We start from the raw sequence: 24,816 nt of genomic DNA, 5'->3' as shown, positions 1-24,816 counted from the left end.
TTAACACATATGCAATATTTTTTTATTGCAAAAAATAAAAAAAATGGCTTCCTTTTGGGGGAAGCCATTTTTAAGAATTTTCTGAGGTTATTAAGCCTGGGCTGTGGGTCCGGTAATGGGAAAAGGTATTCCTTCGGTTTCGGTATCTTTAATGGTACCGTGCATTTGCTCAAACTTAGAAATGTTATCCTTTAGCGCCCTAAGTAATCTTTTGGCGTGTTGAGGTGTAAGAATGATTCTCGATTTTACCTTCGCTTTTGGAATTCCGGGCATCATCTTGATAAAATCAACTATGAACTCTGTGTTGGAATGGGTGATAATGGCAAGGTTTGAGTAGATTCCTTCTGCCGTTTCTTCATTCAACTCGATATTGATCTGATTTTCCTGTTTGTTCATAACATAATGATTTTAGTCGTTTTTCGATTCCATTAGGGTTTCATATTCTTCCCGTGAGCCTACGATAAGGTTATCGTATTCGCGGAGTCCGGTTCCTGCCGGTATTTTATGTCCAACAATTACATTTTCTTTCAAACCCAGCAGATCGTCGCGTTTGGCATTAATAGCTGCCTGGGTAAGAACTTTGGTAGTTTCCTGGAACGAAGCGGCAGAAATAAAGCTGTAGGTTTGCAACGAAGCACGGGTTATCCCCTGCAATACCTGACGGGCAGTGGCTGACTGTGCATCGCGGGCTTCTACCAGTTTTTTATCCCTGCGTTTCAGCAGAGAATTTTCATCACGCAATTTACGGGCACTGATGATTTGACCGGCTTTGTAATTTACTGAATCTCCACTGTTAATTATTACTTTTTTCCCAAAAATTTCATCATTTTCTTCCTGGAAATCGGTTTTATTAACCAGTTCGCCTTCCAGAAATTTAGTATCACCAGGGTCTTCTATTTCCACTTTCCGCATCATTTGCCGTACAATGACTTCGTAATGCTTGTCGTTGATTTTTACACCTTGTAAGCGATACACTTCTTGGATTTCGTTAACGATGTATTCCTGTACTTTCATAGGTCCTTTAATGGCTAAGATGTCTGCCGGAGTCATGGCACCTTCTGATAGCGGCGTTCCGGCTTTTATATAATCATTTTCCTGTGCAAGAATCTGTTTGGAAGTGGTTATCAGATAGCTCTTTTCTTCGCCGGTTTTGGAAGTGATGATTACTTCGCGGTTTCCTCTTTTAAGTTTTTTGGAGAAAGAAACCACACCATCTATTTCGGATACTACGGCGGGGTCGGAGGGGTTACGTGCTTCGAATAATTCGGTAACACGAGGCAGCCCTCCGGTGATGTCACCGGCTTTGCCTACGGCGCGTGGTATTTTTACAAGTAATTCGCCAGCATGGATTTTATCTCCGTCTTCAACCATAATATGGGCACCCACAGGAATATCGTAGGCTCTGATTTCTTCACCGCTGGATGATAAAATTTTAATTCCCGGGTTTTTGGTTTTTTGTCTCGATTCGATGGTTACTTTTTCGTGGTATCCGGTTTGTTCGTCGGATTCGATGCGGTAAGTTACTCCTTCGATAATATTTTCGTAGAGTATTTTACCGGTTACTTCGGAGAGGATAACGGCATTGTATGGATCCCAGTCGCTGATGAGTTCGTCTTTGTGAATTTGAGTTCCATGGGTAAAATACAAGTTGGCTCCGTAAGGGATGTTTCCTGAAGAAAGCACGATACCCGTATTTTGGTCAACAATCCGCATTTCTGCCGAACGTCCGAGAACAATTTCGTAAGTCTTTCCTTCAGCATTGGTATATTCTACGCTACGCAATTCGTCAATTTCAAGAACGCCATTGTATTTGGCTATTATACGGGAAGATGAGGCTATATTGGCACCTGCCACACCGCCGACATGGAATGTACGAAGGGTGAGCTGAGTGCCAGGTTCGCCGATGGATTGTGCAGCAATAACACCTACTGCTTCACCTCTTTGAACCATATGACCTGTAGCTAAGCTGCGACCATAGCATTTTGCACAAACACCTTTTTTCGATTCACAGGTAAGTACCGAACGGATTTCAACGGCTTCAATTGGCGAATTTTGTATTTGTTCGCAGATGTCTTCGGTAAGTTCTTTTCCTGCGGGCACAATAAGTTTTCCTGTTTGTGGATGATAAATGTCGTGCAGGGTAGTACGTCCCAATATTCTATCGTACAACGACTCTACCTCTTCTTCGTTTTTCTTCAAAGCGGTAGTAAGCAATCCGCGCAGAGTTCCGCAGTCTTCTTCGGTGATGACGACATCCTGAGCAACATCCACAAGGCGGCGGGTGAGATAACCGGCATCGGCTGTTTTTAAAGCGGTGTCAGCAAGACCTTTACGAGCGCCATGCGTAGAGATGAAATACTCAAGTACAGAAAGACCTTCTTTAAAATTGGAAAGAATAGGATTTTCAATGATTTCACCTCCAGAAGCGCCAGACTTCTGAGGTTTAGCCATCAAACCACGCATACCCGACAACTGCCGGATTTGTTCTTTTGAACCACGGGCACCAGAGTCAAGCATCATATACACTGAATTGAATCCCTGCTGGTCTTTGGATAATTGCTGCATCACGGTAGTTGTGAGCTGCGAATTGGTGTGTGTCCAGATGTCAATAATCTGGTTGTATCTTTCGTTGTTGGTGATGAAGCCCATGTTATAGTTGTTCAAAACTTCATCCACTTCATTGTCTGCCTGCTTAATCAGATCTTCTTTGATTTTGGGAATAATTACATCTCCAAGATTAAACGACAAACCCCCTTTGAATGCCATGGTATATCCAAGGTTTTTAATATCGTCGAGAAATTTGGCAGTTTTATCAGTTCCGGTTTTTTTCAGAATATCACCGATGATATCGCGGAGGGCTTTTTTTGTAAGTATCTGGTTGATGTATCCGTAGTTTTCGGGTACAACCTGGTTGAATAGTACACGGCCAACAGTTGTTTCCATTTTTTTCACAACGGGCTGACCATTTTCCATGGTTTTCAGGCGGACATTGATAACTGCATGCAGGTCAACTTTCTTTTCGTTAAAAGCAATAATTACTTCCTGCGGAGAGTAAAAAGTATTTCCTTCACCCTTTACTTTAAAATTTCCTTCCGATTTGCGGGCTTTTGTCATGTAATACAAACCCAGAACCATATCTTGTGAAGGTACGGTAATGGGGGCTCCGTTGGCAGGGTTAAGAATGTTGTGCGAGGCAAGCATCAGAATCTGGGCTTCGATGATGGCTGCGTTGCCCAAGGGAACGTGTACTGCCATCTGGTCGCCGTCGAAATCGGCATTAAAAGCCGTACAAACGAGCGGGTGCAACTGAATGGCTTTTCCTTCGATAAGCTTGGGCTGAAATGACTGAATCCCCAGCCGGTGAAGAGTAGGGGCACGGTTAAGCATAACAGGATGCCCTTTCAGGATATTTTCAAGGATATCCCAAACGACGGGGTCTTTTCTGTCCACAATTTTCTTTGCCGACTTTACGGTTTTAACGATACCGCGTTCCAGCATTTTGCGGATGATAAAAGGCTTAAACAATTCGGAAGCCATTTCTTTAGGCAGACCACATTCGTTGAGTTTGAGTTCAGGTCCCACAACAATAACCGAACGACCCGAGTAGTCAACACGTTTTCCTAACAGGTTTTGGCGAAAACGTCCCTGTTTTCCTTTCAGACTATCGCTAAGCGATTTAAGGGGACGATTCGATTCGGTTTTTACCGAACTGGCTTTACGTGAGTTATCGAAAAGTGAGTCAACGGCTTCCTGTAGCATGCGTTTTTCGTTTCGCATAATTACATCGGGAGCTTTTATTTCGATGAGACGTTTTAAGCGATTATTTCTGATGATAACTCTGCGGTAAAGGTCGTTAAGGTCGGATGTGGCAAACCTTCCCCCATCAAGGGGAACCAAAGGACGGAGTTCGGGCGGAATTACAGGAACTACTTTTACTATCATCCATTCGGGACGGTTTTCTATTCTTTTTTGGGCATCGCGGAAAGCTTCGTACACCTGGAGGCGTTTCAGTGCTTCTTGTTTGCGTTGTTGCGATGTTTCTTTGTTCGCTTTGTCGCGGAGTTCGAAAGAAACCTGATCCAAATTTAATCGCGAAAGAAGTTCGTACAATGCGTCTGCACCCATTTTGGCGATAAACTTGGTTGGATCATTATCGTCGAGGTACTGGTTTTCTTTGGGAAGGGTGTCTAATACTTCGTAATATTCCTCTTCCGAAAGGAAAGATAGGTAATCTACTTTTTCGCCTGATTTTAACTGAAAATCTTTTGCAACGCCGGCATTAATTACCACGTATTTTTCGTAGTAAATGATAGTGTCAATTTTTTTGGAGGGCAAACCGAGCAGAGCACCGATTTTATTGGGCATAGATCTGAAAAACCAGATGTGTGCCACAGGGACTACCAATTGAATGTGCCCCATTCGTTCGCGTCGTACCTTTTTTTCAGTAACTTCTACGCCGCAACGGTCGCATACAATACCCTTATAGCGAATACGTTTGTATTTTCCGCAATGGCATTCCCAGTCTTTTACCGGACCAAAAATGCGTTCGCAGAACAAACCGTCGCGTTCGGGTTTGTATGTACGATAGTTTATAGTTTCGGGTTTTAATACCTCTCCACTCGAACGATTAAGAATGGTTTCGGGTGAAGCAAGACTGATAGTCATGCTTGAAAAATTGTTGAGAGGTGATGATTCCTTTTTAAATGCCATATTGTGTATAATGCTGATTGTTATAAAAATAAGTTGATTTTACCGGAATGTTTTCCATTCAACTTCAACATTAATCAAAAGTTATGTTAAGGCATAAGCCCCTGAGTTCGTGAACCAAAACGTTGAAGGATTCGGGAATACCAGGTATAGGCATATTTTCGCCTTTTACTATGGCTTCATATGCTTTGGCTCTTCCCACAACATCGTCTGATTTTACAGTAAGAATTTCCTGAAGTATGTTTGATGCTCCGAATGCTTCAAGAGCCCAAACTTCCATTTCGCCGAATCGTTGACCTCCGAATTGTGCTTTACCGCCCAAAGGTTGTTGTGTAATCAGCGAATAGGGACCTATTGACCTTGCATGCATTTTGTCGTCAACCATATGGTGCAGTTTCATCATATAGATGTATCCTACGGTAGCAGGCTGGTCAAATCTTTCACCGGTTCCTCCGTCGTACAGATATATTTGTCCGTTGTCGGGAAGTTCGGCTTCATTCATGTAATTATTGATTTGCTGTATGCTGGCTCCGTCAAAAATAGGGGTTGCAAATTTCATTCCCAGTTTTTTACCTGCCCAGCCTAAAACGGTTTCGTAAATTTGTCCAAGGTTCATACGCGAGGGTACGCCCAGAGGGTTCAGCACTATGTCGACGGGGGTTCCATCTGCAAGGAAAGGCATGTCTTCGTCGCGTACTATTCGGGCTACGATACCTTTGTTCCCATGTCTGCCCGCCATTTTGTCCCCAACTTTCAGTTTGCGTTTTTTTGCAACATACACTTTTGCCATTTGAACGATTCCGTTGGGTAATTCGTCGCCAACAGAAGCTACAAATTTCTTACGGTTATAAATACCAAGAATTTCCTTGTATTTTATTGAATAATTATTGATGAGTTCCTTTATCAGGTCGTTCTTTTCTTTGTCTGTTGTCCATTTGTTGGGGTTAACATTCATATAGTCAATTCCCATCAGCATTTTTTGATGGAATTTGGCTTTCTTTTGTACAACTTCTTCCTTAAAATTATTGTACACGCCCTGCGAGGTTTTTCCGCTTACGAGAACCAGCAGTTTATCTACCAGTTTTGTTTTCAGTTTTTCACTGTCGCGGTTAAATTCATCGTCTAATTTTTTGATGACATCTTTTTCTTTGGCTTTCGATTTTCTGTCTTTGAAAATCCTTGAAAAAAGTTTTTTCTCAATAACTACACCTTTCATGGAAGGAGGGGCTTTCAGGGAGGCATCTTTTACATCGCCCGCTTTATCGCCAAATATTGCCCTGAGTAATTTTTCTTCGGGTGTAGGATCGCTTTCTCCTTTAGGGGTGATTTTCCCGATAAGGATGTCTCCTTCATTAACGTCGGCACCAATTCTGATTAACCCATTTTCGTCGAGTTCCTTGGTTGCTTCTGCACTTACGTTGGGAATATCGTTAGTGAGTTCTTCGGCGCCACGCTTGGTATCGCGTACCTCGAGAGTAAATTCTTCGATATGCAATGATGTAAAAATATCTTCACGCACTACGCGTTCGGAAATAACGATAGCATCTTCAAAATTGTATCCTTTCCAAGGCATAAAGGCTACCATCAGGTTTCTGCCCAGTGCCAGTTCGCCTCCTTTAGTTGCATAGCCTTCGCATAGCACCTGTCCTTTTTTAACTTTTTGTCCTTTTTTAACGATGGGACGTAAGTTAACGGAAGTGTTTTGGTTGGTACGGGTAAATTTTGTCAGGTTGTAAGTGCGTACATCGTCATCGAAGCTTACGAGTTTTTCTTTTTCAACCCTCGTATACCGAATGGTTATTTCGGCGGCATCAACATATTCCACTATTCCGTCGCCTTCGGCATTTATCAGCACGCGTGAATCGCGGGCTACCGGGCCTTCGATACCGGTACCAACAATAGGTACTTCCGGGTTAAGCAGGGGGACTGCCTGCCGCATCATGTTTGAACCCATAAGGGCACGGTTGGCATCGTCATGTTCAAGGAAGGGGATGAGAGAAGCTGCAATGGATGCTATTTGATTAGGTGCCACATCAATAAGGTCTATTTTTTCTCTTTCGACAATAGGATAATCGGCAAGAGAACGAACTTTAATTTTTTCATCTTTGAAAGTTCCGTCCTCAATAGTTGGTGTGGTTGCCTGGGCAATAATTTTATTTTCTTCTTCTTCAGCGCTAAGATATGTAGGATTTTCGTCGAAGTGTACTCTGCCTTCTTCTACTCTGAGGTAGGGAGTTTCGATGAATCCCAGTTTGTTGATTTTTGCATACACACAAAGTGATGAAATCAGCCCGATGTTTGGTCCTTCGGGGGTTTCAATGGTGCAAAGTCTTCCGTAGTGGGTATAGTGTACGTCGCGTACTTCAAATCCGGCTCTGTCGCGCGACAATCCTCCGGGTCCTAATGCTGAAACCCTTCTTTTGTGGGTAAGTTCGGCAAGAGGATTGGTTTGATCCATAAATTGCGACAACTGGTTTGTTCCGAAAAATGAATTGATTACCGATGACAGCGTTTTTGCATTGATAAGATCGGTGGGAGTGAAAACTTCATTATCGCGAACATTCATTCTTTCACGTATGGTACGTGCCATACGGGCTAAACCTACACCAAACTGGTTGTATAGTTGCTCGCCTACGGTACGTACTCTACGATTACTCAGGTGGTCAATATCATCTACTTCGGTACGTAAGTTGATAAGTCCGATGAGGTATTTGATGATGGAAATGATATCTTCTTTAGTAAGAACCTTGGTTTCGAGCGAAACGTCGAGGTTAAGTTTTTTGTTAATTCTGTACCTGCCCACGTCGCCAAGGTCATAGCGTTTGTCGGAAAAGAAGAGTTTTTCAATGATACCTCTTGCTGTTTCTTCGTCGGGGGGTTCTGCGTTGCGAAGCTGACGATAGATGAATTCGACGGCTTCTTTTTCAGAGTTGGCAGTATCTTTTTGTAATGTATTAAAAATGATGGAATAGTCGAGCGCAATGTTTTCGTCGCGGTGTAGCAGTATGGTTTTTATCCCTGCATCAACTATTAAATCAATGTGTTTGGTTTCAAGAATGGTTTCGCGGTCAATAATAACCTCGGTTCTTTCGATGGAAACCACTTCACCGGTATCTTCATCTACAAAGTCTTCTATCCATGATTTGAGTACACGGGCGGCGAGATGTCGTCCTACTACTTTTTTCAATCCTGCTTTGCTTACCTTTATTTCTTCTGCAAGGTCGAAAATCTCGAGAATATCTTTATCACTTTCATATCCGATGGCGCGTAACAGAGTAGTTACGGGTAATTTTTTCTTTCGGTCAATGTAAGCATACATTACATTGTTTATGTCGGTGGTAAATTCCATCCACGAGCCTTTGAAGGGGATGATTCTTGCCGAAAACAACTGCTGACCATTGGCATGGAAACTTGTTCCGAAAAATACACCGGGCGAGCGATGGAGCTGTGATACCACAACTCTTTCGGCTCCGTTGATTACGAAAGTTCCCTTAGGTGTCATGTAGGGTATCATGCCCAGATACACATCCTGAATGATGGTTTCAAAGTCCTCGTGTTCGGGGTCGGTGCAATACAGTTTGAGTTTTGCTTTTAAAGGCACGCTATACGTGAGACCACGTTCAATGCATTCTTCAATGGAATAGCGCGGGGGGTCAATAAAATAGTCAAGAAATTCGAGAACGAAGTTGTTTCTTGCATCGGTAATGGGGAAATTTTCGGAGAAAACTTTGTAAAGTCCTTCATTAACACGATTTTCGGGATTGGTTTCCAGTTGGAAAAAATCCTGAAATGATTTTACTTGAATCTCAAGGAAATCAGGGTATTCAGATTGAATCTTTGAGGAGCTGAAATTTATTCTTTCGTTGGTATTCAAAGCCAAATGGTTTTAGGTTTGTAAGTTAGAAGAATTGAAAACTATAAAAACATGTCCGGTACAAACAGGTAAACAACAGACTGCAATGCCATTTGCAGGCATGCAGTCTATCGCTTTTCATACTTTCGAATCTGGTTCTTATTTGATTTCTACTTCAGCACCAGCTTCTTCAAGTTGTGTTTTCAGTGCATCGGCTTCGTCTTTGCTAACACCTTCTTTTATTGCTTTGGGAGCAGCATCAACCAATTCTTTAGCTTCTTTTAAACCAAGGCTGGTGAGTTCTTTCACCAGTTTAACTACGGCTAATTTTGATTGTCCGGCGCTTTTAATAACCACATCAAATTGGGTTTTTTCTTCGGCTGCTGCGGCTTCGCCACTTCCTGCTGCTGCTGCTACCATAACTGGTGCTGCTGCTGCGGGTTCAATTCCGTATTCTTCTTTTAAAATTTTTGCTAATTCGTTTACTTCTTTAACGGTTAAGTTAACCAGTTGTTCTGCAAAAGCTTTTAAATCTGCCATTTTATTATAGATTTAGTTGTTTTACAATAATTTAATTAATTTTTTACTTTTGTGAAATTATAGAGTACCTATTCGGCTTTTTCCGATAAGGTTTTTAGTATGCCAGAAATATTCTGACCTCCCGATTGAAGGGCGGAAATAACATTTTTGGCAGGAGATTGTAGCAATGCAACAATATCGGCAATGAGTTCGGTTTTTGATTTAATATTGATAAGGGAATCAACCTGGTCGTCGCCAACATAAGTCATTTCTTCAACATAAGCCCCTTTGAGTATAGGTTTAGGACTTTCTTTCCGAAATTCTTTTATCAATTTTGCCGGTATATTGCCAGCATCGGCAAGCATAATGGAGGTAGCTCCTTTCAGCACTTCGTACAGATTGCCGAAGTTTTTTCCGGAACGTTCCATTGCTTTGCGGAGCAGAGAATTTTTAACGACTATCAGTTGTACATTTCTCTTGAAGCATAACCTACGTAATTTGTTGGTTTTTTCAACGTTCAAATCAGCGATATCGGTTATATACAAGTAGTTATTCTCTGTGATAGTTTTAGTCAGGGAATCTATGAGAGTATTCTTTTCTTCTTTTTTCATGACGTATTTACCTTAAATTTAGCTTAATAATTACTATAAAGTGATTGATTTAGGGTCAATACGGACTCCCGGGCTCATAGTACTGGAGATATAAACGCTTTTTACGTAAGTACCTTTGGCAGCTGTTGGTTTGAGTTTGATAATGGTTTGTAAAAATTCTTTTGCATTATCAACGAGTTTTTCAGTATCGAAGGATACTCTTCCAACTCCTGCATGCACTATACCATATTTATCAACCTTAAAGTCAATTTTTCCTGCTTTTACGTCTTTTACGGCTTTGCCTACTTCCATTGTAACCGTACCGGTTTTGGGATTGGGCATTAAACCGCGGGGACCTAAAATTTTACCCAGGGCGCCTACTTTAGGCATTACGCTGGGCATGGTGATTACCACGTCAATATCTGTCCAGCCTTCTTTGATCTTCTGGATATAATCGTCCAGACCATAAAAATCGGCACCGGCAGCTTTGGCTTCGTCTTCCTTATCGGGAGTACATAAAACCAAAACACGGATGGTTTTTCCGGTTCCATGGGGTAAGGCTACCGTACCGCGAACCATTTGATTGGCTTTGCGGGGGTCAACTCCAAGGCGAACGTCAAAATCAACTGAAGCGTCGAATTTTGTACTGGTGATATCCTTTACAATTTTAACGGCATCCGATAAAGAATACTGGGTATTCTTGTCAAATTTTGTTAAAACTTCTTTTCTTTTTTTTGTCAGTTTAACCATTTCGCAATTTGTTATAGGTTTAATAACGACTCTTGTATAAAAATCGGTTGTTATTCAGCAAAAGGTTTGTCGCCGGTAACAGTAATTCCCATGCTACGTGCAGTACCTACTACCATATTCATAGCTGATTCTAAAGTAAATGCATTTAAATCCTGCATTTTTACCTCAGCGATTGCACGAATCTGATCCCAGGTTACCGAACTAATTTTATTGCGGTTAGGTTCAGCCGATCCTTTTTTCTGCTTAGTTGCTTCAAGCAACTGTACAGCCACGGGTGGAGTTTTAATAACAAATTCAAATGATTTGTCTTTGAAAACAGTAATAATTACGGGAATAATTTTCCCTCCCTGATCTTGTGTTCTGGCATTAAACTGTTTACAAAATTCCATAATATTCACACCTTTCGATCCTAATGCAGGTCCGATAGGGGGTGAAGGATTGGCGGCTCCGCCCTTGATTTGTAATTTAATAAATCCACTAACTTCTTTTGCCATTTTTCGACTTTTGCTAATGCGTTAATAGAAAATTTTTTGTCTTTTTGATTGTGCCTATTCTTTTTCAACTTGCATAAAACTCAGTTCAAGGGGAGTTTTACGCCCGAAAATTTTTACCATTACTTTCAGCTTTTTCTTTTCTTCGTTAATTTCCTCAATGATACCACTGAAGCTGTTAAAAGGTCCGTCAATTACTTTAACGGTTTCGCCTACAATAAATGGTACGTTAATTTCTTCACCCAGTTCGCTCAGTTCGTCAACTTTTCCGAGGATGCGGTTAACTTCTGCGGGGCGAAGGGATACGGGTTCGTTTTTTGAACCCAGAAATCCTAGGACACCCGGAACGTTACGAATAATGTGAGGTATTTCTCCCATCAAAACAGCTTCGATGAGAATGTAGCCGGGAAAGTAATTGCGTTCTTTACTAATTTTTTTCCCTTTACGTACTTGGTAAACTTTTTCTGTCGGAATGAGTACTTGTGAAACAAATTCCTTAAGGTTCAGACGGTTAATTTCGCTTTCGATGTATTGTTTTACCTTTTTCTCTCCACCGCTAACCGCCCTTACAACATACCATTTTTTCACTTGTTCGCTCATACTTGCTGGTTGAAGTTGACAGGGTTATTTCAAATAAACAATTATATATAGATAAAAATAGTGAACGCTACTTAAAACAATTTATAAAACTGTTCTAATAACGTTTGAAATGAGATATCCATCAGATAAACGATTACTGCGATTATTAGGGAAGCAACGGATACCACAATTGCACTATTTTGCAACTCACTCCAAGTGGGCCAGGAAACTTTATGAATTAATTCATCATAACTTTCCTTCATGTATTCAACTACTTTGTTTGCCATTGAATTACTTATTTTTAGCACGGGTGGTAGGAATCGAACCCACAGCCTACGGTTTTGGAGACCGCCACTCTACCAGTTGAGCTACACCCGTATTGCCTTTATTGTAAACATTAATTTTAATATGGCAAATAAAGATACCCTTTTTATGGAGGATACCTTTATTTGCATATAGTGATTTAGTTAGTCAATGATTTCAGTTACCTGTCCGGCACCTACGGTACGGCCACCTTCGCGGATAGCAAATCTTAAACCTTTGTTCATTGCTATTTCAGCAATCAGGTTTACGGTTACGCTCAGGTTGTCGCCGGGCATTACCATTTCAATACCTTCGGGAAGGATAATTTCGCCGGTAACGTCTGTTGTACGGAAATAGAATTGAGGACGGTATTTATTATGAAAAGGAGTATGACGTCCACCTTCTTCTTTTTTGAGAATATATACTTCGGCTTTGAAATGTTTGTGGGGTTTTATGGAACCGGGTTTTGCAATAACCATTCCGCGACGGATTTCGTCTTTGTCAATTCCACGGAGAAGCAAACCTGCATTATCTCCAGCTTCGCCTTCGTCCAATAATTTACGGAACATTTCAACACCTGTACATACTGATTTCAGTTTTTCGGCACCCATACCAATAATATCTACAGGGTCTCCAACGTGAATAACGCCGGTTTCGATTCTCCCGGTAGCTACTGTACCACGACCGGTAATGGAAAATACATCTTCAATCGGCATCAGGAAGGGTTTATCCACTGCACGTTCGGGAAGAGGAATCCATGTATCAACAGCTTCCATTAATTCCATAATTTTTTCAACCCAAACAGGTTCTTTGTTTAATCCACCAAGAGCTGAACCACGAATTACAGGAGTGTTTTCTCCATCAAATCCATAGAAAGTAAGCAGATCGCGAATTTCCATTTCAACGATTTCTAATATTTCTTCATCATCAACGAGGTCAACTTTGTTCATGAATACAACTAAACGAGGTACACCTACCTGGCGAGCAAGCAGGATATGTTCGCGGGTTTGGGGCATAGGACCATCAGTAGCTGCTACAACGATAATAGCACCGTCCATCTGGGCTGCACCTGTAACCATATTTTTAATGTAGTCGGCATGTCCTGGACAGTCAACGTGTGCATAATGACGATTGGCAGTCTGATACTCCACATGGGCGGTATTAATGGTAATACCTCTTTCTTTTTCTTCCGGAGCGTTATCAATCGAATCGAATGACCTGAATTCCGAAAAGCCCTTATCTGCCAAAACGAGAGTAATAGCAGCAGTCAGCGTAGTTTTCCCATGGTCAATATGACCAATAGTACCTACGTTAACGTGAGGTTTTGAACGATCGAATTTTTCTTTTGCCATATTAATTTAATGTTTAAAAAGTTTACAATTTTGGTTATCTAAATTCTTTTGAGCCAATGATGAGATTTGAACTCATGACCCCTTCCTTACCAAGGAAGTGCTCTACCTCTGAGCTACATCGGCTTTTTTCCTTTGATGCTCAGTTGACCCTCCCGATTAAATCGGGATGCTCTACCTCTGAGCTACATCGGCTTTTTAGAGCGGAAGACGGGGCTCGAACCCGCCACCTATAGCTTGGAAGGCTATCGCTCTACCAAATGAGCTACTTCCGCAGTTTGTGGGGAGAGGAGGATTCGAACCTCCGAAGGCTTCGCCAACAGATTTACAGTCTGCCCCATTTGACCGCTCTGGTATCTCCCCAATATTAATTTCAGCTATGTTAAAGAACTTGAGCCGATAGAGGGACTCGAACCCCCGACCAGCTGATTACAAATCAGCTGCTCTACCAACTGAGCTACATCGGCATGTATGATAAAAAAGCAGCCCTTTAAAAAGGACTGCAAAAATAGAAACTTTTAAGATACGAACAAATATTTTTTATTTTTTTTGAGAACTTTAAAAAAAAGTTATTCTCTGCTCTTATCTTTGTGCTTAATAAGTTGCTTTTTGAGGGCTTCTACTGCTTCAAGGGTGGCTTCTTCAAAAGTTTTGCTTTGTTTTTTGGCAAACAAATCACTTCCTCTGATTTGGAGACGGATTTCAGCAACTTTATTTTCCAGAGCTTCCGACTTTTCAAGTTTTAACTTCACATCGCCGCCAATGATACCGTCGTAATTTCCGGTCAATTTTTCAATTTTTTCGATAATAAACTGATCTAATTTTTTATCGGATTTAAAATGAACTGAATTGATGTTGATTTTCATAAGTCCTCCTTTGTTTTATGCCCTTGGATGGGCTTGTTTATATTGATTTTTTAACTTTTCGAAAGAGTTATGTGTGTAAATTTGAGTTGTTGCAAGGTTTGCGTGCCCCAATAATTCTTTAATTGAGTTCAGGTCGGCTCCGTTGTTAAGCAAATGGGTGGCAAAAGAATGTCTTAAAATGTGAGGGCTACGCTTTTCGAGTGATGTAATCATTTCGAGGGTGTTTTTTACAATTCCGTAAACAACCCGCGGATGCATTTGTTTTCCTTTTTTCGTAGAAAATACAAATACATGATATTCGTTCTCCGTTTCTTTTTTTTGAATATCGCTGTAGGTTGTTAATAATTGTAAAACGGTAGTTGTTACTGGAACCAGTCGCTGTTTATTTCTTTTTCCATTGATTTTCACAGTTGAACGGCTAAAGTCAAAATCGGAAAATTTAAGTTGGACAAGTTCAGACAATCGCATTCCCGTTGAGTAGAATAGTTCAATAATCAGTTTATTCCTTACCGAATGGTAGTCTGTTCCTATTAACAATTCGTCCAGCAATTTAGCCAATTTATCTTTTTCAATAAATTCAGGGAGCTTCTGTGCTGTTTTGGGGCCGGATATTGTTTTTACAGGATTTATTGAAATTAATTTTTCTTTTTGTAAAAACCTGTAATATGATTTTAGCGTAGAAATTTTTCTATTGACAGTTCGGGTTTGTAAAGGCGTGTTTATCAGGGAAACAATCCAGGAACGTATCATTTCCGGCTCTGCATTTACACTGTTTTCAAGATTGTATGCTTGAAGTAAGTAGTCATGAAATTGTTGCAGATCATTTGCATAAGCAATTAGGGTATGTGTAGAATACCTTCTTTCATTTTCAATATAATTCAAAAACTTAGCTCTTAGCATGCATTTGATTTGTAAATGGCATTGCTCTTATATTTCAAACGTTAAAATTAAGCATTTATTTTTAATAAACAAAAGAAAATAATAAAAAACCGTCCGCAAACACCGTAATGTCTGCGAACGGTTCAGTAATTATTTAAAATGCCCTAAGGGTTTATTTATTTTCCTGATCCTGAACTAATTTTTGGATATAGATGGCTTTAAGCACTTGCTCACGGCGTTTGATGGAAGGTTTTGTAAATTTTTGTCTTTCACGTAACTCTTTTACAACACCTGTTTTTTCAAATTTACGTTTTAATTTTTTTAACGCTCTGTCAATGCTTTCGCCTTCTTTTACGGGAACAATAATCATAATTAATGGTTCTACTTAATGAGTACTGATTTTTTTGAGGGTGCAAAGATAGGTATATATTTGATTTAAAAAAGTCTTTTTTCATTTTTTTTGCACTATGGAATAAAATTTTCTTCAAAATTTATATAATTGAAGTTTTTTTATTGAATATTTTTATTACTTTTGTTAAATATCTATATTACTTATTTTATATGAAAAGGACATTTGCAATTTTATTATCTTGTATTCTATGCAGTACCTTGTTTGCTCAGGAACCGCAAAGCGAAAGTTTTTCATTTTGGAAAAACTGGTCAGTAAATGTAAACATGGGCACAAATATTTACCATGGCGACATCAATAATTATGAGATGGCTCCGTACAAAAAAGACTGGGCATCCGCTTACGGTTTTTATCTTCAAAAGCAATTCAATCCTGTTTTTGGGTTGAGAGGGCAATTTTTAAATGGGAAAATAAAAGGTACAAAAGATCACTATGGTAACGATAATCCTGCTTATTTACGTTCAGAAACAGATATTTATGAATATAATATCAGCGCTGTTGCTAATTTCAGCAACTGGATTGCGCCAGGTAAACCCGATAGAAAAATTTCTTTGTATGGCTTTGCCGGATTGGGAATGTCGAACTGGAAAGCAGAACTAAAAAATTATAAGACTGGGAAAATAGTTAGTTCCAACGGTACAGAAGGAAACGGCTTAGGGAAAAGAACAACAGAAACAGTTATCCCTGTTGGTCTTGGTGCGAATTACCATTTTAAAGATAGCTGGTCGGTTAACGTGGAAACCAGTATCCGTACTGTAAATTCTGATATTCTTGATGCTGCAAAGGGTGGTTATAAATATGATACTTATAATTATTCGTTCCTGGGCATTTCGTACCATTTTAAAAATAAAGAAGTAAAACCTTCACCCGAAGCATTATCCATGGAAGTGCTGGATTTTTCAAAAAATACCCACAAACCCGCTAAAACAACGCAAATAGATGTAAACTGCCAATTGCCCTCGCAAATTGTTCCGGGCAGTACATTTGACGTAAAACTTACAATTAATAAAGGAGACATCTTTGGACCGGCAGAGATACATCATACATTGCCAATGGGTTTTTCCTGGACAGGGTTCTCATTAACAAATGGCTTAGTGGATTTTGGCAACCAATTACTCACCGTAAAATGGGAACAACTTCCGGAAGATTCGGTGATTTCTGTTTTGTACACTCTCAAGTGCGAACAACCTCAACCCGGAATCAATAATTTTAACGGAAAATTATTCTGGAAATCGGGAAATACTGATAAAGTAACGGCATTCTCAAATACAATAAATGTTATTGGCAATGTTAAACCAACTGGGGAAAATGATCTGCTATCTGAAAATAAAAAACCTACTACAAAGGAAACGTTTATTTCACAAGTTGTAAGTGATGAAATAGAATATCGGGTGCAGATTATGGCTGTAAGAGAAAAAAAGACAAATATTGACGATTTGGCTGCTCAATACAACATAACCGTTCCCATTAAAGAAGATTACTATAAAGGATATTACATTTACACCATCGGTTCGTTTAACAATTACGGAAAAGCAAAAACGTATATGTACGAGACAAGGACAGACAATAACGTGCATGATGCCTTTATTGTAAAATTTAGGAATGGAAAACGTTTTGCTCCATAGCCAATAAGAGGTTAGCCGAATTCAGTATTCAATGTTTTTAGTTGACAGAAAAGAGACCATATCCTGCTTTTAATTTTTATTCCTCGTACATCCAAAAAATTTTTGGTGAAAACGTTTATAAAATCTCTATAGATGCAGGGTTTTCGTGCCCAAACAGGGATGGAAGTTTGTCGGTAGGAGGGTGTACATTTTGCAATAACAATTCTTTTAACCCTTTTTATTGCAAACCTGAAAAAAGCATTACATCTCAAATTAATGACGGAATAGCTTTTCACAGCGGAAGAAGAAAGGTTGCAAGAAAATACCTTGCTTATTTCCAGTCTTATTCAAATACTTACGCTTCTGTTGCGGAGCTTGAACAAAAATATACGGAAGCTCTTAACCATCCTTTGATTACAGGAATTGTTATCGGAACCCGCCCTGATTGTATTGATGAAGAAAAAATTGAATTGCTTGCCTCTATCTCCCGAAAAAATTATGTACAGATAGAATATGGGGTAGAATCCTGCTATGACGATACTTTGACCCGGATAAACAGAGCCCATACTTATGCAATATCCGAAAATGCCATTTTGCTTACTGCCCAAAAAGGGATAAATACCGGTGCCCACCTTATCTTTGGGCTTCCTGGGGAAAGTAGAGAAAAAATGCTTGCACAGGCAAAAATTATTTCGAAGTTGCCTTTAACTTTTGTTAAACTTCATCAGTTACAGATTATTAAAAACACTGCAATGGCTGAAGAATACCAACAATACCCCGAAAGATTTTCTCTTTTTTCTCTTGATTCCTACATTGATTTCATCGTAGAATTTCTGGAAAATTTACACCCGGATTTTGTCATTGAACGCTTTACCTCAGAAGCCCCGTTACATTATATTATTGCTCCTCGGTGGAATAAAGTGCGACATTACCAGATAATGCACATGATTGAAAATCGAATGGCTCAAAAAAATACAAAACAGGGCATCTTCTTTAAGTTTAATGGAATTGCTGTGGAAGGGGGGTGATGTTACTAAAAAATACCCGTATGTACTTTATTTTGTTATTTGAAAATTTGTTTTCGGGAAATGCCCCATGCGAATGCGAACACAATTTTTTTTAACTTTAACAATCCTTTTCTAACCGTTCCTTTATTGAAAGCTGAAAACCGGGTAGCTACAACGCATGCTATTTCTTCGGTACATTCATACTTGTCTCCGGAGATTTCTTCTTTGGCATTACCTTGTGTAACTTATATTTCAATGAGCAGCAAGCTTATGGGTGTAATGGATTTACTACCTGAAATACCACCCAATTAAAAACACCGGTAGAAGTCGGTTTTAACGACTCGTTTACTGATTTTTTAATTCAAACGACTAAACCGGAAATCACATCAACAGCCAGTTTTAAAAATGAATAGAACATTTATTTGTAGCTCCCATCCGGAAAAACGGCAGGTTGGGAATAGGCAGGGTTCGACAATAAGTCATCATCCTGCAATGTATGAATAAATGCCTTTAAATCCGATTTTTCTTTAAGGGTTAAGCGAATGCCGGAAGTTCCCACATGATGCATCAAAGTACTGATATATGGCGACCATACAACGTTTTCGGAATAAAAGTTTATCACATCGTCTAACGTTTTAAACCTTCCATCGTGCATGTAAGGAGCTGTCAGTTCAATATTTCGGAGTGTTGGTGCCCTGTATGCTCCAATATCCATCAGATTTCCGGTTACGTGATACCGGTCTCTCAAATCTTCGTGAGCACCCGTAAAAGCAGTATCTTTTCCGTTATTATAAAATAGGTTGGTGGTAAACAACGGATTTCCCTCTCCGCCATGGCAATGAAAACAATCACCACCGTTTTCGGAAGTAAACAACACAAATCCGTTCAATTCATTTTCGGCTAATTGCTCTTTTCCTCTTAAATACCTGTCAAATTTTGTATTGGAAGAAATAATGGTTCGTATAAACTGCGTTATCGCCCGACTGATATTTTTCATTGTAACTTTTTCTGAGCCAAAAGCTTTTTTAAATAATTCGGGGTAACCAGGAATAGATTGTATCAATGCTACAGTTTTACCGGTATCACCATTCATTTCGTGAGGTGCAGTAATTCCCATCCAGACAACATCCTCGAGGGTACGTTTTGCTGGATTTGGATTTTCGGTACCAATAAAACCGTTCCAGAAATAGCCGTTTGGATTCCAAACCAGATTGAAAAGCGGAAGCATTACGTGCGGAGTAAAAATTCCGGTAATGCCATAAGGGTGACCATCAGTATATTTAGAATGGCTGATTCCGCATTCAAAAGCATTCGACTGCAGGTGACAACTGCTGCAGCTCATCAATGAATCGGGTTCCGTTCTTCCGGAAAGGCGACCATCGTAAAACAAAAATCTTCCCAGGGTAATCCCCTCTAAAGTCAAAGGATTATCGGGGGTAATGTTCAATTCTGTTGGAAAAAATGCTGGTACTTCAATTGTGTAAGGAGTTGGTTTAAAGATTTTATTATCTTTATTACATGATAAAATACCTATTAAAATTATTATTATACCAAATAAAATATGCTTTGACATTATATTATTTTGCAAAAATTATTTATCTTTGTAAAATTGTCTCAGGCTGAATGCGTCTTTTCCATTCAGACAAATTGCATGCATTGCATTCTGATTCTGCATGATATGAGCACCCCAGAAATCGAGGTTGTAAACTTCGGGCGTGTCAAACCAACTGTTAACATCCATCACAATTGCAAGGTAATTCGAATTTTCAAAAATTTGAAAATGCTTAGTCATAACTACCTTGAAATAATTTTGTACAAATTTTACTACCGTTGACGAGCTGTCGTTAGCATAAATCTGGCCAATGCCAATATGAAGGTTGAACGCTTGGGCCTGACTTTGTCCTTCAGGTATCCATTTGCCGTTCATCTTTATGTAATGATAACCTCCGCCCATCATTTCGGGCCAAAACATATCACGCTCAGGCGGATTGGCAAAAATATTCGACTGGTTTTTAACAGAATCTATTCCAAAAGTAAATGACAGTGAATCGTAACTGCCCACAGGCAACTTTTCGGGAAAGTCCCAGTTCAATGTAGCCGGAATATTTGTATCAACATATTTAATAAATTTCTGCGAAGTGAAAGGGTAACTCTTGCCATCTTTCCAAAACGTAAAATCCGAAACAAAATATTGAATTTCGGTTATCATAAAGTTGTTTCCGGCAGCATTTACATACATAATGCTATCAAAAATAAGAGGATTGTTATTCACTTCTTGCGAAAAAGAAAAAAATACCTGAGATTTCTTTTCTTCATTTTTTTCACAGCTTAAAACTACAAAAGCCGTTAGAAACAGTAAAATGTAAAAATTAATTTTAAACATAAATTTTAAATTTTTATGATTGTAAAATTACAAAAAACTTTCTTGGTTTTACTTAATTATCAAAAAAGTCTGGCAGGCATTAAAATAATTACCTTTGTAAAAAAAGTAAAATGCGATTCAACATAGGCGACAAAGTTCGGTTTTTAAATGCCAAAGGTGGTGGCGTAATTTCAAAAATACTGAATGGCAATATGGTAAGCGTAGCCATAGAAGATGGTTTTGAAATACCTACACTGGCATCGGAACTAATTATTATAGAACCGGTGAAAAAAACAACTGACAACTTCCCCGTGAAAGAAATAGAGCAACCAGTTGAAAAAAATTCTAACAAATTAGGTCGTTATAGCTCTCAAATGGTGTTAGCACCTGGAGTTTACCTCGCTTTTGTACCACACGAACAGCGTTGGCTGATTACTGGCTTACTGGATGTGCTACTTATCAATTATACCCATTATACAGTGCTTTATAACATTTTTCTAAAAAATATAGGAGGGAGTTTTGAGGGAATAGATTACGGTTCGGTGGAAGCACAAAATAAACTGCTTTTATCAGTAATAAAACATGAGGAGGTGGAAAAATGGTGTCAGGGAGTTGTACAACTTATGTTTCATATTGAAAATGGAAATAGTATTAAAGTTCCTTCTTCTACACCCTATTCTATTAAACCGGTTAAATTTTTAAAGGAGGACAATTATAAATTTTCATCTTTTATTGAAGAAAAATCTTTTATCATTCAATTAGTTGCTTTAGAAAGCCTGCTTGTATTTCCTGAAAAAAATTCAAAAGAAACTTCTATGGAGCAAACTGAAGTGCAACTGGTAAAGGAACCTGCGCTGATAAGCAAGCACCGGACTGCCTTTAAAAAAGCGGAAGTGGATTTACACATAGCCGAATTGGTTGAAAACATTTCCGGGATGAACAGTAAAGATATGCTTACCACACAGATAAACTATTTCAGCCGTTGTCTGGAAAGTGCCATTAAAGAAAAATACCGGGAAGTAATTTTTATACACGGGAAGGGAAATGGCGTATTAAAAGCCACAATTTGCTCCATCCTTAATGAATACGAAAACATTCAGTATCGTGATGCTTCGCTTGCAAACTATGGGCAGGGTGCGGTGGAAGTAATTATTCCTCAGAATGATTAATTGTAATATTGAATTTTATTGTCTGAATATCACGTAAATATATTCATCAAGAATTTTTCCGTTTTTAATCACTGCCTTACGATGAATGGCTTCACATGCAAACCCGGCTTTTTCCAATACTCGCATTGAAGCCTTATTGTGCTCAAAAATTTCGGCTTGTATCCGGATAAGATCGGTAGTAGAAAAGATATGTCGTACAAATGCTGATAATGCTTCTGTTACGATGCCTTTTCCCCAATATTTTTCACTTAGCCAATATCCAATTTCCGCTTTTAGCCTGTACACATCCTTAAACCTGTGCATTCCTACAGCTCCTACAACTTCGCCACCTATCTCTATGGCAAGCATAAGATTGTCCGATTCATATTTGGTGGTTTCTATCCATTTTTCAGCATCCTCCAGATTGTAAGGATGGGGGAAGGCATCACGTAAATTCCTGGCAATTTTAAGATTATTTGCATGCAGCGCTAAAGAGCGTGCATCTTGTAGGGTAAAGGGGCGTAATGTACTTTTTGAAAGCGGAATAGTTATTTGCTGAGCCATTGTTCTTATTTTTTACAAAAAAAAGCATTTATCTAATATTTTTTGTAAAAATGTTTAATAATTTTGTGGAATAAAATATATAAATATCTAAATCCATTTAATATGAATAAAATTTTACTTTTAATTAGCATGTTGTTTGTGTGTATATTGCTTAATGCACAGCAAACTTACATTGCCGAAAGTTTTTCAGATTCTCAAATGCCGCCTACTGGTTGGACAATAGATACCCATGCTGGAAACTGGGAAATTTCCAATACGGCGCAGGCTGGAGGTAGTGCACCAGAAGGTATGCTCAACTGGAGTCCACAATTCAACGGAACTACCCGTTTGATCAGCCCTGCAATAGATCTTACTGGGATTGAGAATGTTGCTCTTGATTTTCGCTATATGCTTGACCATTATGACGGTACTTATACCATAGGTGTAGCTACCAAATCACGGTCTGGAAATTGGAATGTTGTATGGCAGGATAACACTCCTTCTACAACTCCTGCAACCAGTATTTCAGTTCTTATTAATAATGGCGATGTCGGAGCTAATGATTTTCAGCTTTGTATTTTCTTTTCAGGAGCATCTTATAATCTAAATTATTGGTGTATAGATGATATTGTGCTATACCAGCCTATGGCTCTCGATGCCAGGATGTCGCAGCTTACCGTCCCTGCCTATATTTCGCAGGGAAGTAAGGAAATTACCGGTGTTGTTAAAAACGTAGGTCTCGACAACTTGACTTCGTTCGATGTTAACTGGAATGCCGATGGAGGCGAGGTTTTTACAACATCCTTCAGCGGTTTGGATCTCAGTTTTGGAAGTGGTTATGATTTTACTTGTAACGATTTGTGGAATGCCCCTGTCGGAAATCATGCCTTTAAAGTTTGGGTTAGCAATATAAACGGAGCCGGACCCGATAACAATCCTGGAAACGACACTATAAACGCATCAATAGCAGTAGCTTCGCAAAATGTTAGCATGCTTCCACTTTTTGAAGAGTTTACAAGCTCAACCTGCGGACCGTGTGCCAATTTTAATTCTACAGTTTTCATCCCATTCTGCAATGCTCATCCAAACGAGTTTTCACTTATTAAATACCAAATGAGTTGGCCTGCTCCCGGCGACCCTTACTACACCGAAGAAGGTGGAGTCCGCCGATATTTCTATGGCGTAAATGCTGTTCCAACTCTGTTTCTTCAGGGAAATACTGCACCAATGACTACCGGTGGTCTTACTTCAGCTCTTACGCAGGCATCTGACGAACCGGCTTTTGTATCTCTCGGAATACAACCTACTTACTCAGGAAACGAAGTACAGATTCCCCTGCACATTCTTCCGTACCTTACTGTAAATGACATGACTATACAAATTGCAGTTATAGAAAAAATTACTACAGAAAACGTAGGAAATAACGGGGAAACAGAGTTCCATCATGTGATGATGAAGATGGTTCCCGACGCAGAAGGGCTGCTTCTGAATTTTACCGACGGTGTGCCTTTCGACAGCACATTTACAGTAGATATGTCAACAACTTTTGTTGAAGACATGAATGATTTGCAGGTTGTTGCTTTCGTTCAGGATAATTCAAACCGGAGAATTTTGCAATCTGCATTTGCCGATGTCCTGATAACCGGAATTGAAAAATCTATCTCCAATAAAGTTTACATCTATCCCAACCCCGCTTCCTCGTATGTGGTAGTTGCCAATGCGGGTAATAGCAATATATTGTTATATGACATGTTGGGAAACATTGTCAGAAAAGCAGATGCTATTTCTGAAAACTATAGGCTTAACACTGCAGGACTACATCAGGGGGCTTATTTTCTGAAAATTATTAAAGGAAGCACCATTCAAACATTGAAAGTAAATATTTTGTAATAGTGTTTGTCTAATGTAACTTACAAAAACCCTTTCCTTGCGGGAAAGGGTTTTTTGTTATGCATAAAATTACATAACGAGAAAATTTTCAATACTTTGTTAAAGATTAAATGCAGTTTTTTACCTTTGTACACCAAAATAAACTGACTAAATTTAACCCATATAAACTATGAGTGAAGATAAAAATGCCTTAAAACTCATTGCTTCCTGGAAATATACCTGGAATCCTATTGAAAAAGGATATAATAAAAGAACTTTGTATGTAAATGTTGGCACCAACGAGATCAAAGAAAAGCCGGTAAGTGAACAGATGATAGAAAAATTTACCGGGGGAAAAGGTTTTGGATTGAAGCTGTTGTGGGATGCCACCCGTCCGGATACAAAATGGAACGATCCGGATAATGAAATTGTTATCAATACAGGACCCATTTGTGGAATCACCCAATATTCCGGTACCGGAAAATCCATCGTTGTTACCATTTCTCCGCAAACCGATATTGTGATTGACAGCAATGTAGGTGGATTCTTCGGCCCGTTTATGAAATTTGCCGGCTTTGATTCATTAGAAGTACAGGGCAAAGCTGATAAAGACGTAGTGGTACTGATAGATGAAACCCGCGAGGTGATAGAAATTCTTGAAGCAAACGGGCTACCTGCCGACAGCCATATTTTGGCAGAAGAACTTACCACAATGTATGCAGATAGCGAAAAGGGAAAATATAATGTATCGGTGGTTTCTGCCGGAAGTGCAGCCGAACATTCCCTTATTGGGATGCTGAATTTCAGTTTTTACGATATGCGTCGTAAGATTGTTCGTCTGAAACAGGCTGGGCGTGGTGGTATTGGTACTGTTCTTCGGGATAAAAAAATTCTCGCATTGGTAGCCAAATCCAAAGGTGCCAGCGGAAATAGAAATAATGTGGTCGATCTGGAACCTATTATGGAACGCGGAAAACGTTTCAACCGC

General features: G+C 39.3%; 22 protein-coding genes and 5 tRNA genes. 6 read left to right on the top strand and 21 right to left on the bottom strand.

Translation table 11 applies throughout. The features are described from left to right. Nucleotides 1-90 precede the first annotated feature (90 nt). From M0R21_08615 to rpsU, 18 genes are all read right to left on the bottom strand, one after another. A complete protein-coding gene (locus tag M0R21_08615; GenBank protein ID MCK9617882.1) occupies nucleotides 91-396 on the bottom strand; it encodes a DUF3467 domain-containing protein in 306 nt (101 codons plus the stop codon). A gap of 12 nt (nucleotides 397-408) precedes the next feature. Beyond that, complete coding sequence (gene rpoC, locus M0R21_08610; protein MCK9617881.1) at nucleotides 409-4,710, bottom strand: DNA-directed RNA polymerase subunit beta'; 4,302 nt, start codon at nucleotides 4,708-4,710, stop codon at nucleotides 409-411. A 70-nt stretch (nucleotides 4,711-4,780) separates the two neighbouring features. Then, the gene (gene rpoB / locus M0R21_08605) at nucleotides 4,781-8,587 is read right to left on the bottom strand and encodes a DNA-directed RNA polymerase subunit beta (GenBank protein MCK9617880.1); all 3,807 of its coding nucleotides are present in this window, start codon (nucleotides 8,585-8,587) and stop codon (nucleotides 4,781-4,783) included. A 132-nt stretch (nucleotides 8,588-8,719) separates the two neighbouring features. Next, nucleotides 8,720-9,100: a 50S ribosomal protein L7/L12 gene (gene rplL / locus M0R21_08600; GenBank protein MCK9617879.1), complete on the bottom strand. Its 381-nt coding sequence runs from the start codon at nucleotides 9,098-9,100 to the stop codon at nucleotides 8,720-8,722. Between the two features lie 68 nt (nucleotides 9,101-9,168). Beyond that, on the bottom strand, nucleotides 9,169-9,690 hold the full coding sequence (gene rplJ / locus M0R21_08595) for a 50S ribosomal protein L10 (GenBank protein MCK9617878.1): 522 nt from the start codon (nucleotides 9,688-9,690) through the stop codon (nucleotides 9,169-9,171). Between the two features lie 33 nt (nucleotides 9,691-9,723). Further along, complete coding sequence (rplA, locus tag M0R21_08590; protein MCK9617877.1) at nucleotides 9,724-10,419, bottom strand: 50S ribosomal protein L1; 696 nt, start codon at nucleotides 10,417-10,419, stop codon at nucleotides 9,724-9,726. Nucleotides 10,420-10,469: 50 nt separating this feature from the next. Further along, on the bottom strand, nucleotides 10,470-10,913 hold the full coding sequence (rplK, locus tag M0R21_08585; protein MCK9617876.1) for a 50S ribosomal protein L11: 444 nt from the start codon (nucleotides 10,911-10,913) through the stop codon (nucleotides 10,470-10,472). Nucleotides 10,914-10,967: 54 nt separating this feature from the next. After that, nucleotides 10,968-11,510 carry a transcription termination/antitermination protein NusG gene (gene nusG / locus M0R21_08580; GenBank protein ID MCK9617875.1) on the bottom strand — a complete coding sequence of 181 codons (543 nt, stop codon included), beginning with the start codon at nucleotides 11,508-11,510 and terminating at the stop codon, nucleotides 10,968-10,970. 71 nt (nucleotides 11,511-11,581) lie between these two features. Further along, nucleotides 11,582-11,776, bottom strand: coding sequence for a preprotein translocase subunit SecE (secE, locus tag M0R21_08575; protein ID MCK9617874.1), 195 nt, complete (start codon nucleotides 11,774-11,776; stop codon nucleotides 11,582-11,584). A gap of 18 nt (nucleotides 11,777-11,794) precedes the next feature. Then, a tRNA-Trp gene (locus tag M0R21_08570) sits at nucleotides 11,795-11,867 on the bottom strand. Between the two features lie 89 nt (nucleotides 11,868-11,956). Continuing rightward, on the bottom strand, nucleotides 11,957-13,144 hold the full coding sequence (tuf, locus tag M0R21_08565) for an elongation factor Tu (protein ID MCK9617873.1): 1,188 nt from the start codon (nucleotides 13,142-13,144) through the stop codon (nucleotides 11,957-11,959). Nucleotides 13,145-13,195: 51 nt separating this feature from the next. Further along, nucleotides 13,196-13,267, bottom strand: a tRNA-Thr gene (locus M0R21_08560). 76 nt (nucleotides 13,268-13,343) lie between these two features. Next, nucleotides 13,344-13,416 (bottom strand) — tRNA-Gly (locus tag M0R21_08555). A gap of 6 nt (nucleotides 13,417-13,422) precedes the next feature. After that, nucleotides 13,423-13,504, bottom strand: a tRNA-Tyr gene (locus tag M0R21_08550). A gap of 31 nt (nucleotides 13,505-13,535) precedes the next feature. Next, a tRNA-Thr gene (locus tag M0R21_08545) sits at nucleotides 13,536-13,608 on the bottom strand. Nucleotides 13,609-13,710: 102 nt separating this feature from the next. Further along, nucleotides 13,711-14,007: an HPF/RaiA family ribosome-associated protein gene (locus M0R21_08540; GenBank protein ID MCK9617872.1), complete on the bottom strand. Its 297-nt coding sequence runs from the start codon at nucleotides 14,005-14,007 to the stop codon at nucleotides 13,711-13,713. Nucleotides 14,008-14,022: 15 nt separating this feature from the next. Next, nucleotides 14,023-14,907, bottom strand: a complete 885-nt coding sequence (locus M0R21_08535) for a tyrosine-type recombinase/integrase (GenBank protein ID MCK9617871.1) — start codon at nucleotides 14,905-14,907, stop codon at nucleotides 14,023-14,025. Nucleotides 14,908-15,058: 151 nt separating this feature from the next. Next, a complete protein-coding gene (rpsU, locus tag M0R21_08530) occupies nucleotides 15,059-15,256 on the bottom strand; it encodes a 30S ribosomal protein S21 (protein MCK9617870.1) in 198 nt (65 codons plus the stop codon). A 191-nt stretch (nucleotides 15,257-15,447) separates the two neighbouring features. Here rpsU and M0R21_08525 point away from each other — a divergent pair, with 191 nt between their 5' ends. The 3 genes from M0R21_08525 (at nucleotide 15,448) to M0R21_08515 (ending at nucleotide 18,218) form a co-directional block, all read left to right on the top strand. Beyond that, a complete protein-coding gene (locus M0R21_08525; protein ID MCK9617869.1) occupies nucleotides 15,448-16,920 on the top strand; it encodes an outer membrane beta-barrel protein in 1,473 nt (490 codons plus the stop codon). A gap of 41 nt (nucleotides 16,921-16,961) precedes the next feature. Beyond that, a complete protein-coding gene (locus M0R21_08520) occupies nucleotides 16,962-17,927 on the top strand; it encodes a TIGR01212 family radical SAM protein (GenBank protein ID MCK9617868.1) in 966 nt (321 codons plus the stop codon). Nucleotides 17,928-18,053: 126 nt separating this feature from the next. Further along, nucleotides 18,054-18,218 (top strand): hypothetical protein, encoded by a 165-nt coding sequence (locus M0R21_08515; protein ID MCK9617867.1) that lies wholly within the window; start codon nucleotides 18,054-18,056, stop codon nucleotides 18,216-18,218. A 106-nt stretch (nucleotides 18,219-18,324) separates the two neighbouring features. Here M0R21_08515 and M0R21_08510 read toward each other — a convergent pair whose 3' ends face one another. Next, entirely contained in the window at nucleotides 18,325-19,479 is a 1,155-nt protein-coding gene (locus M0R21_08510) for a hypothetical protein (GenBank protein ID MCK9617866.1), read from the bottom strand. Nucleotides 19,480-19,497: 18 nt separating this feature from the next. Continuing rightward, nucleotides 19,498-20,289 carry a hypothetical protein gene (locus M0R21_08505; GenBank protein MCK9617865.1) on the bottom strand — a complete coding sequence of 264 codons (792 nt, stop codon included), beginning with the start codon at nucleotides 20,287-20,289 and terminating at the stop codon, nucleotides 19,498-19,500. A 110-nt stretch (nucleotides 20,290-20,399) separates the two neighbouring features. Between M0R21_08505 and M0R21_08500 the strand changes: the two genes are divergently transcribed. Next, nucleotides 20,400-21,437 (top strand): DUF2027 domain-containing protein, encoded by a 1,038-nt coding sequence (locus M0R21_08500; protein MCK9617864.1) that lies wholly within the window; start codon nucleotides 20,400-20,402, stop codon nucleotides 21,435-21,437. Nucleotides 21,438-21,452: 15 nt separating this feature from the next. Here M0R21_08500 and M0R21_08495 read toward each other — a convergent pair whose 3' ends face one another. Then, nucleotides 21,453-21,980: a GNAT family N-acetyltransferase gene (locus M0R21_08495; protein ID MCK9617863.1), complete on the bottom strand. Its 528-nt coding sequence runs from the start codon at nucleotides 21,978-21,980 to the stop codon at nucleotides 21,453-21,455. Nucleotides 21,981-22,082: 102 nt separating this feature from the next. Between M0R21_08495 and M0R21_08490 the strand changes: the two genes are divergently transcribed. Both M0R21_08490 and M0R21_08485 read left to right on the top strand, forming a co-directional pair. After that, complete coding sequence (locus M0R21_08490; protein ID MCK9617862.1) at nucleotides 22,083-23,849, top strand: T9SS type A sorting domain-containing protein; 1,767 nt, start codon at nucleotides 22,083-22,085, stop codon at nucleotides 23,847-23,849. Nucleotides 23,850-24,018: 169 nt separating this feature from the next. After that, nucleotides 24,019-24,816 (top strand): hypothetical protein (locus M0R21_08485; GenBank protein MCK9617861.1); only part of this gene is annotated, 798 nt, incomplete at its 3' end.

It is taken from the genome of Lentimicrobiaceae bacterium, from assembly GCA_023227965.1.
In the GTDB taxonomy this organism is placed as follows: Bacteria; Bacteroidota; Bacteroidia; order Bacteroidales; family JALOCA01; genus JALOCA01.
This window is presented reverse-complemented; position numbering and strand designations above follow the sequence as displayed.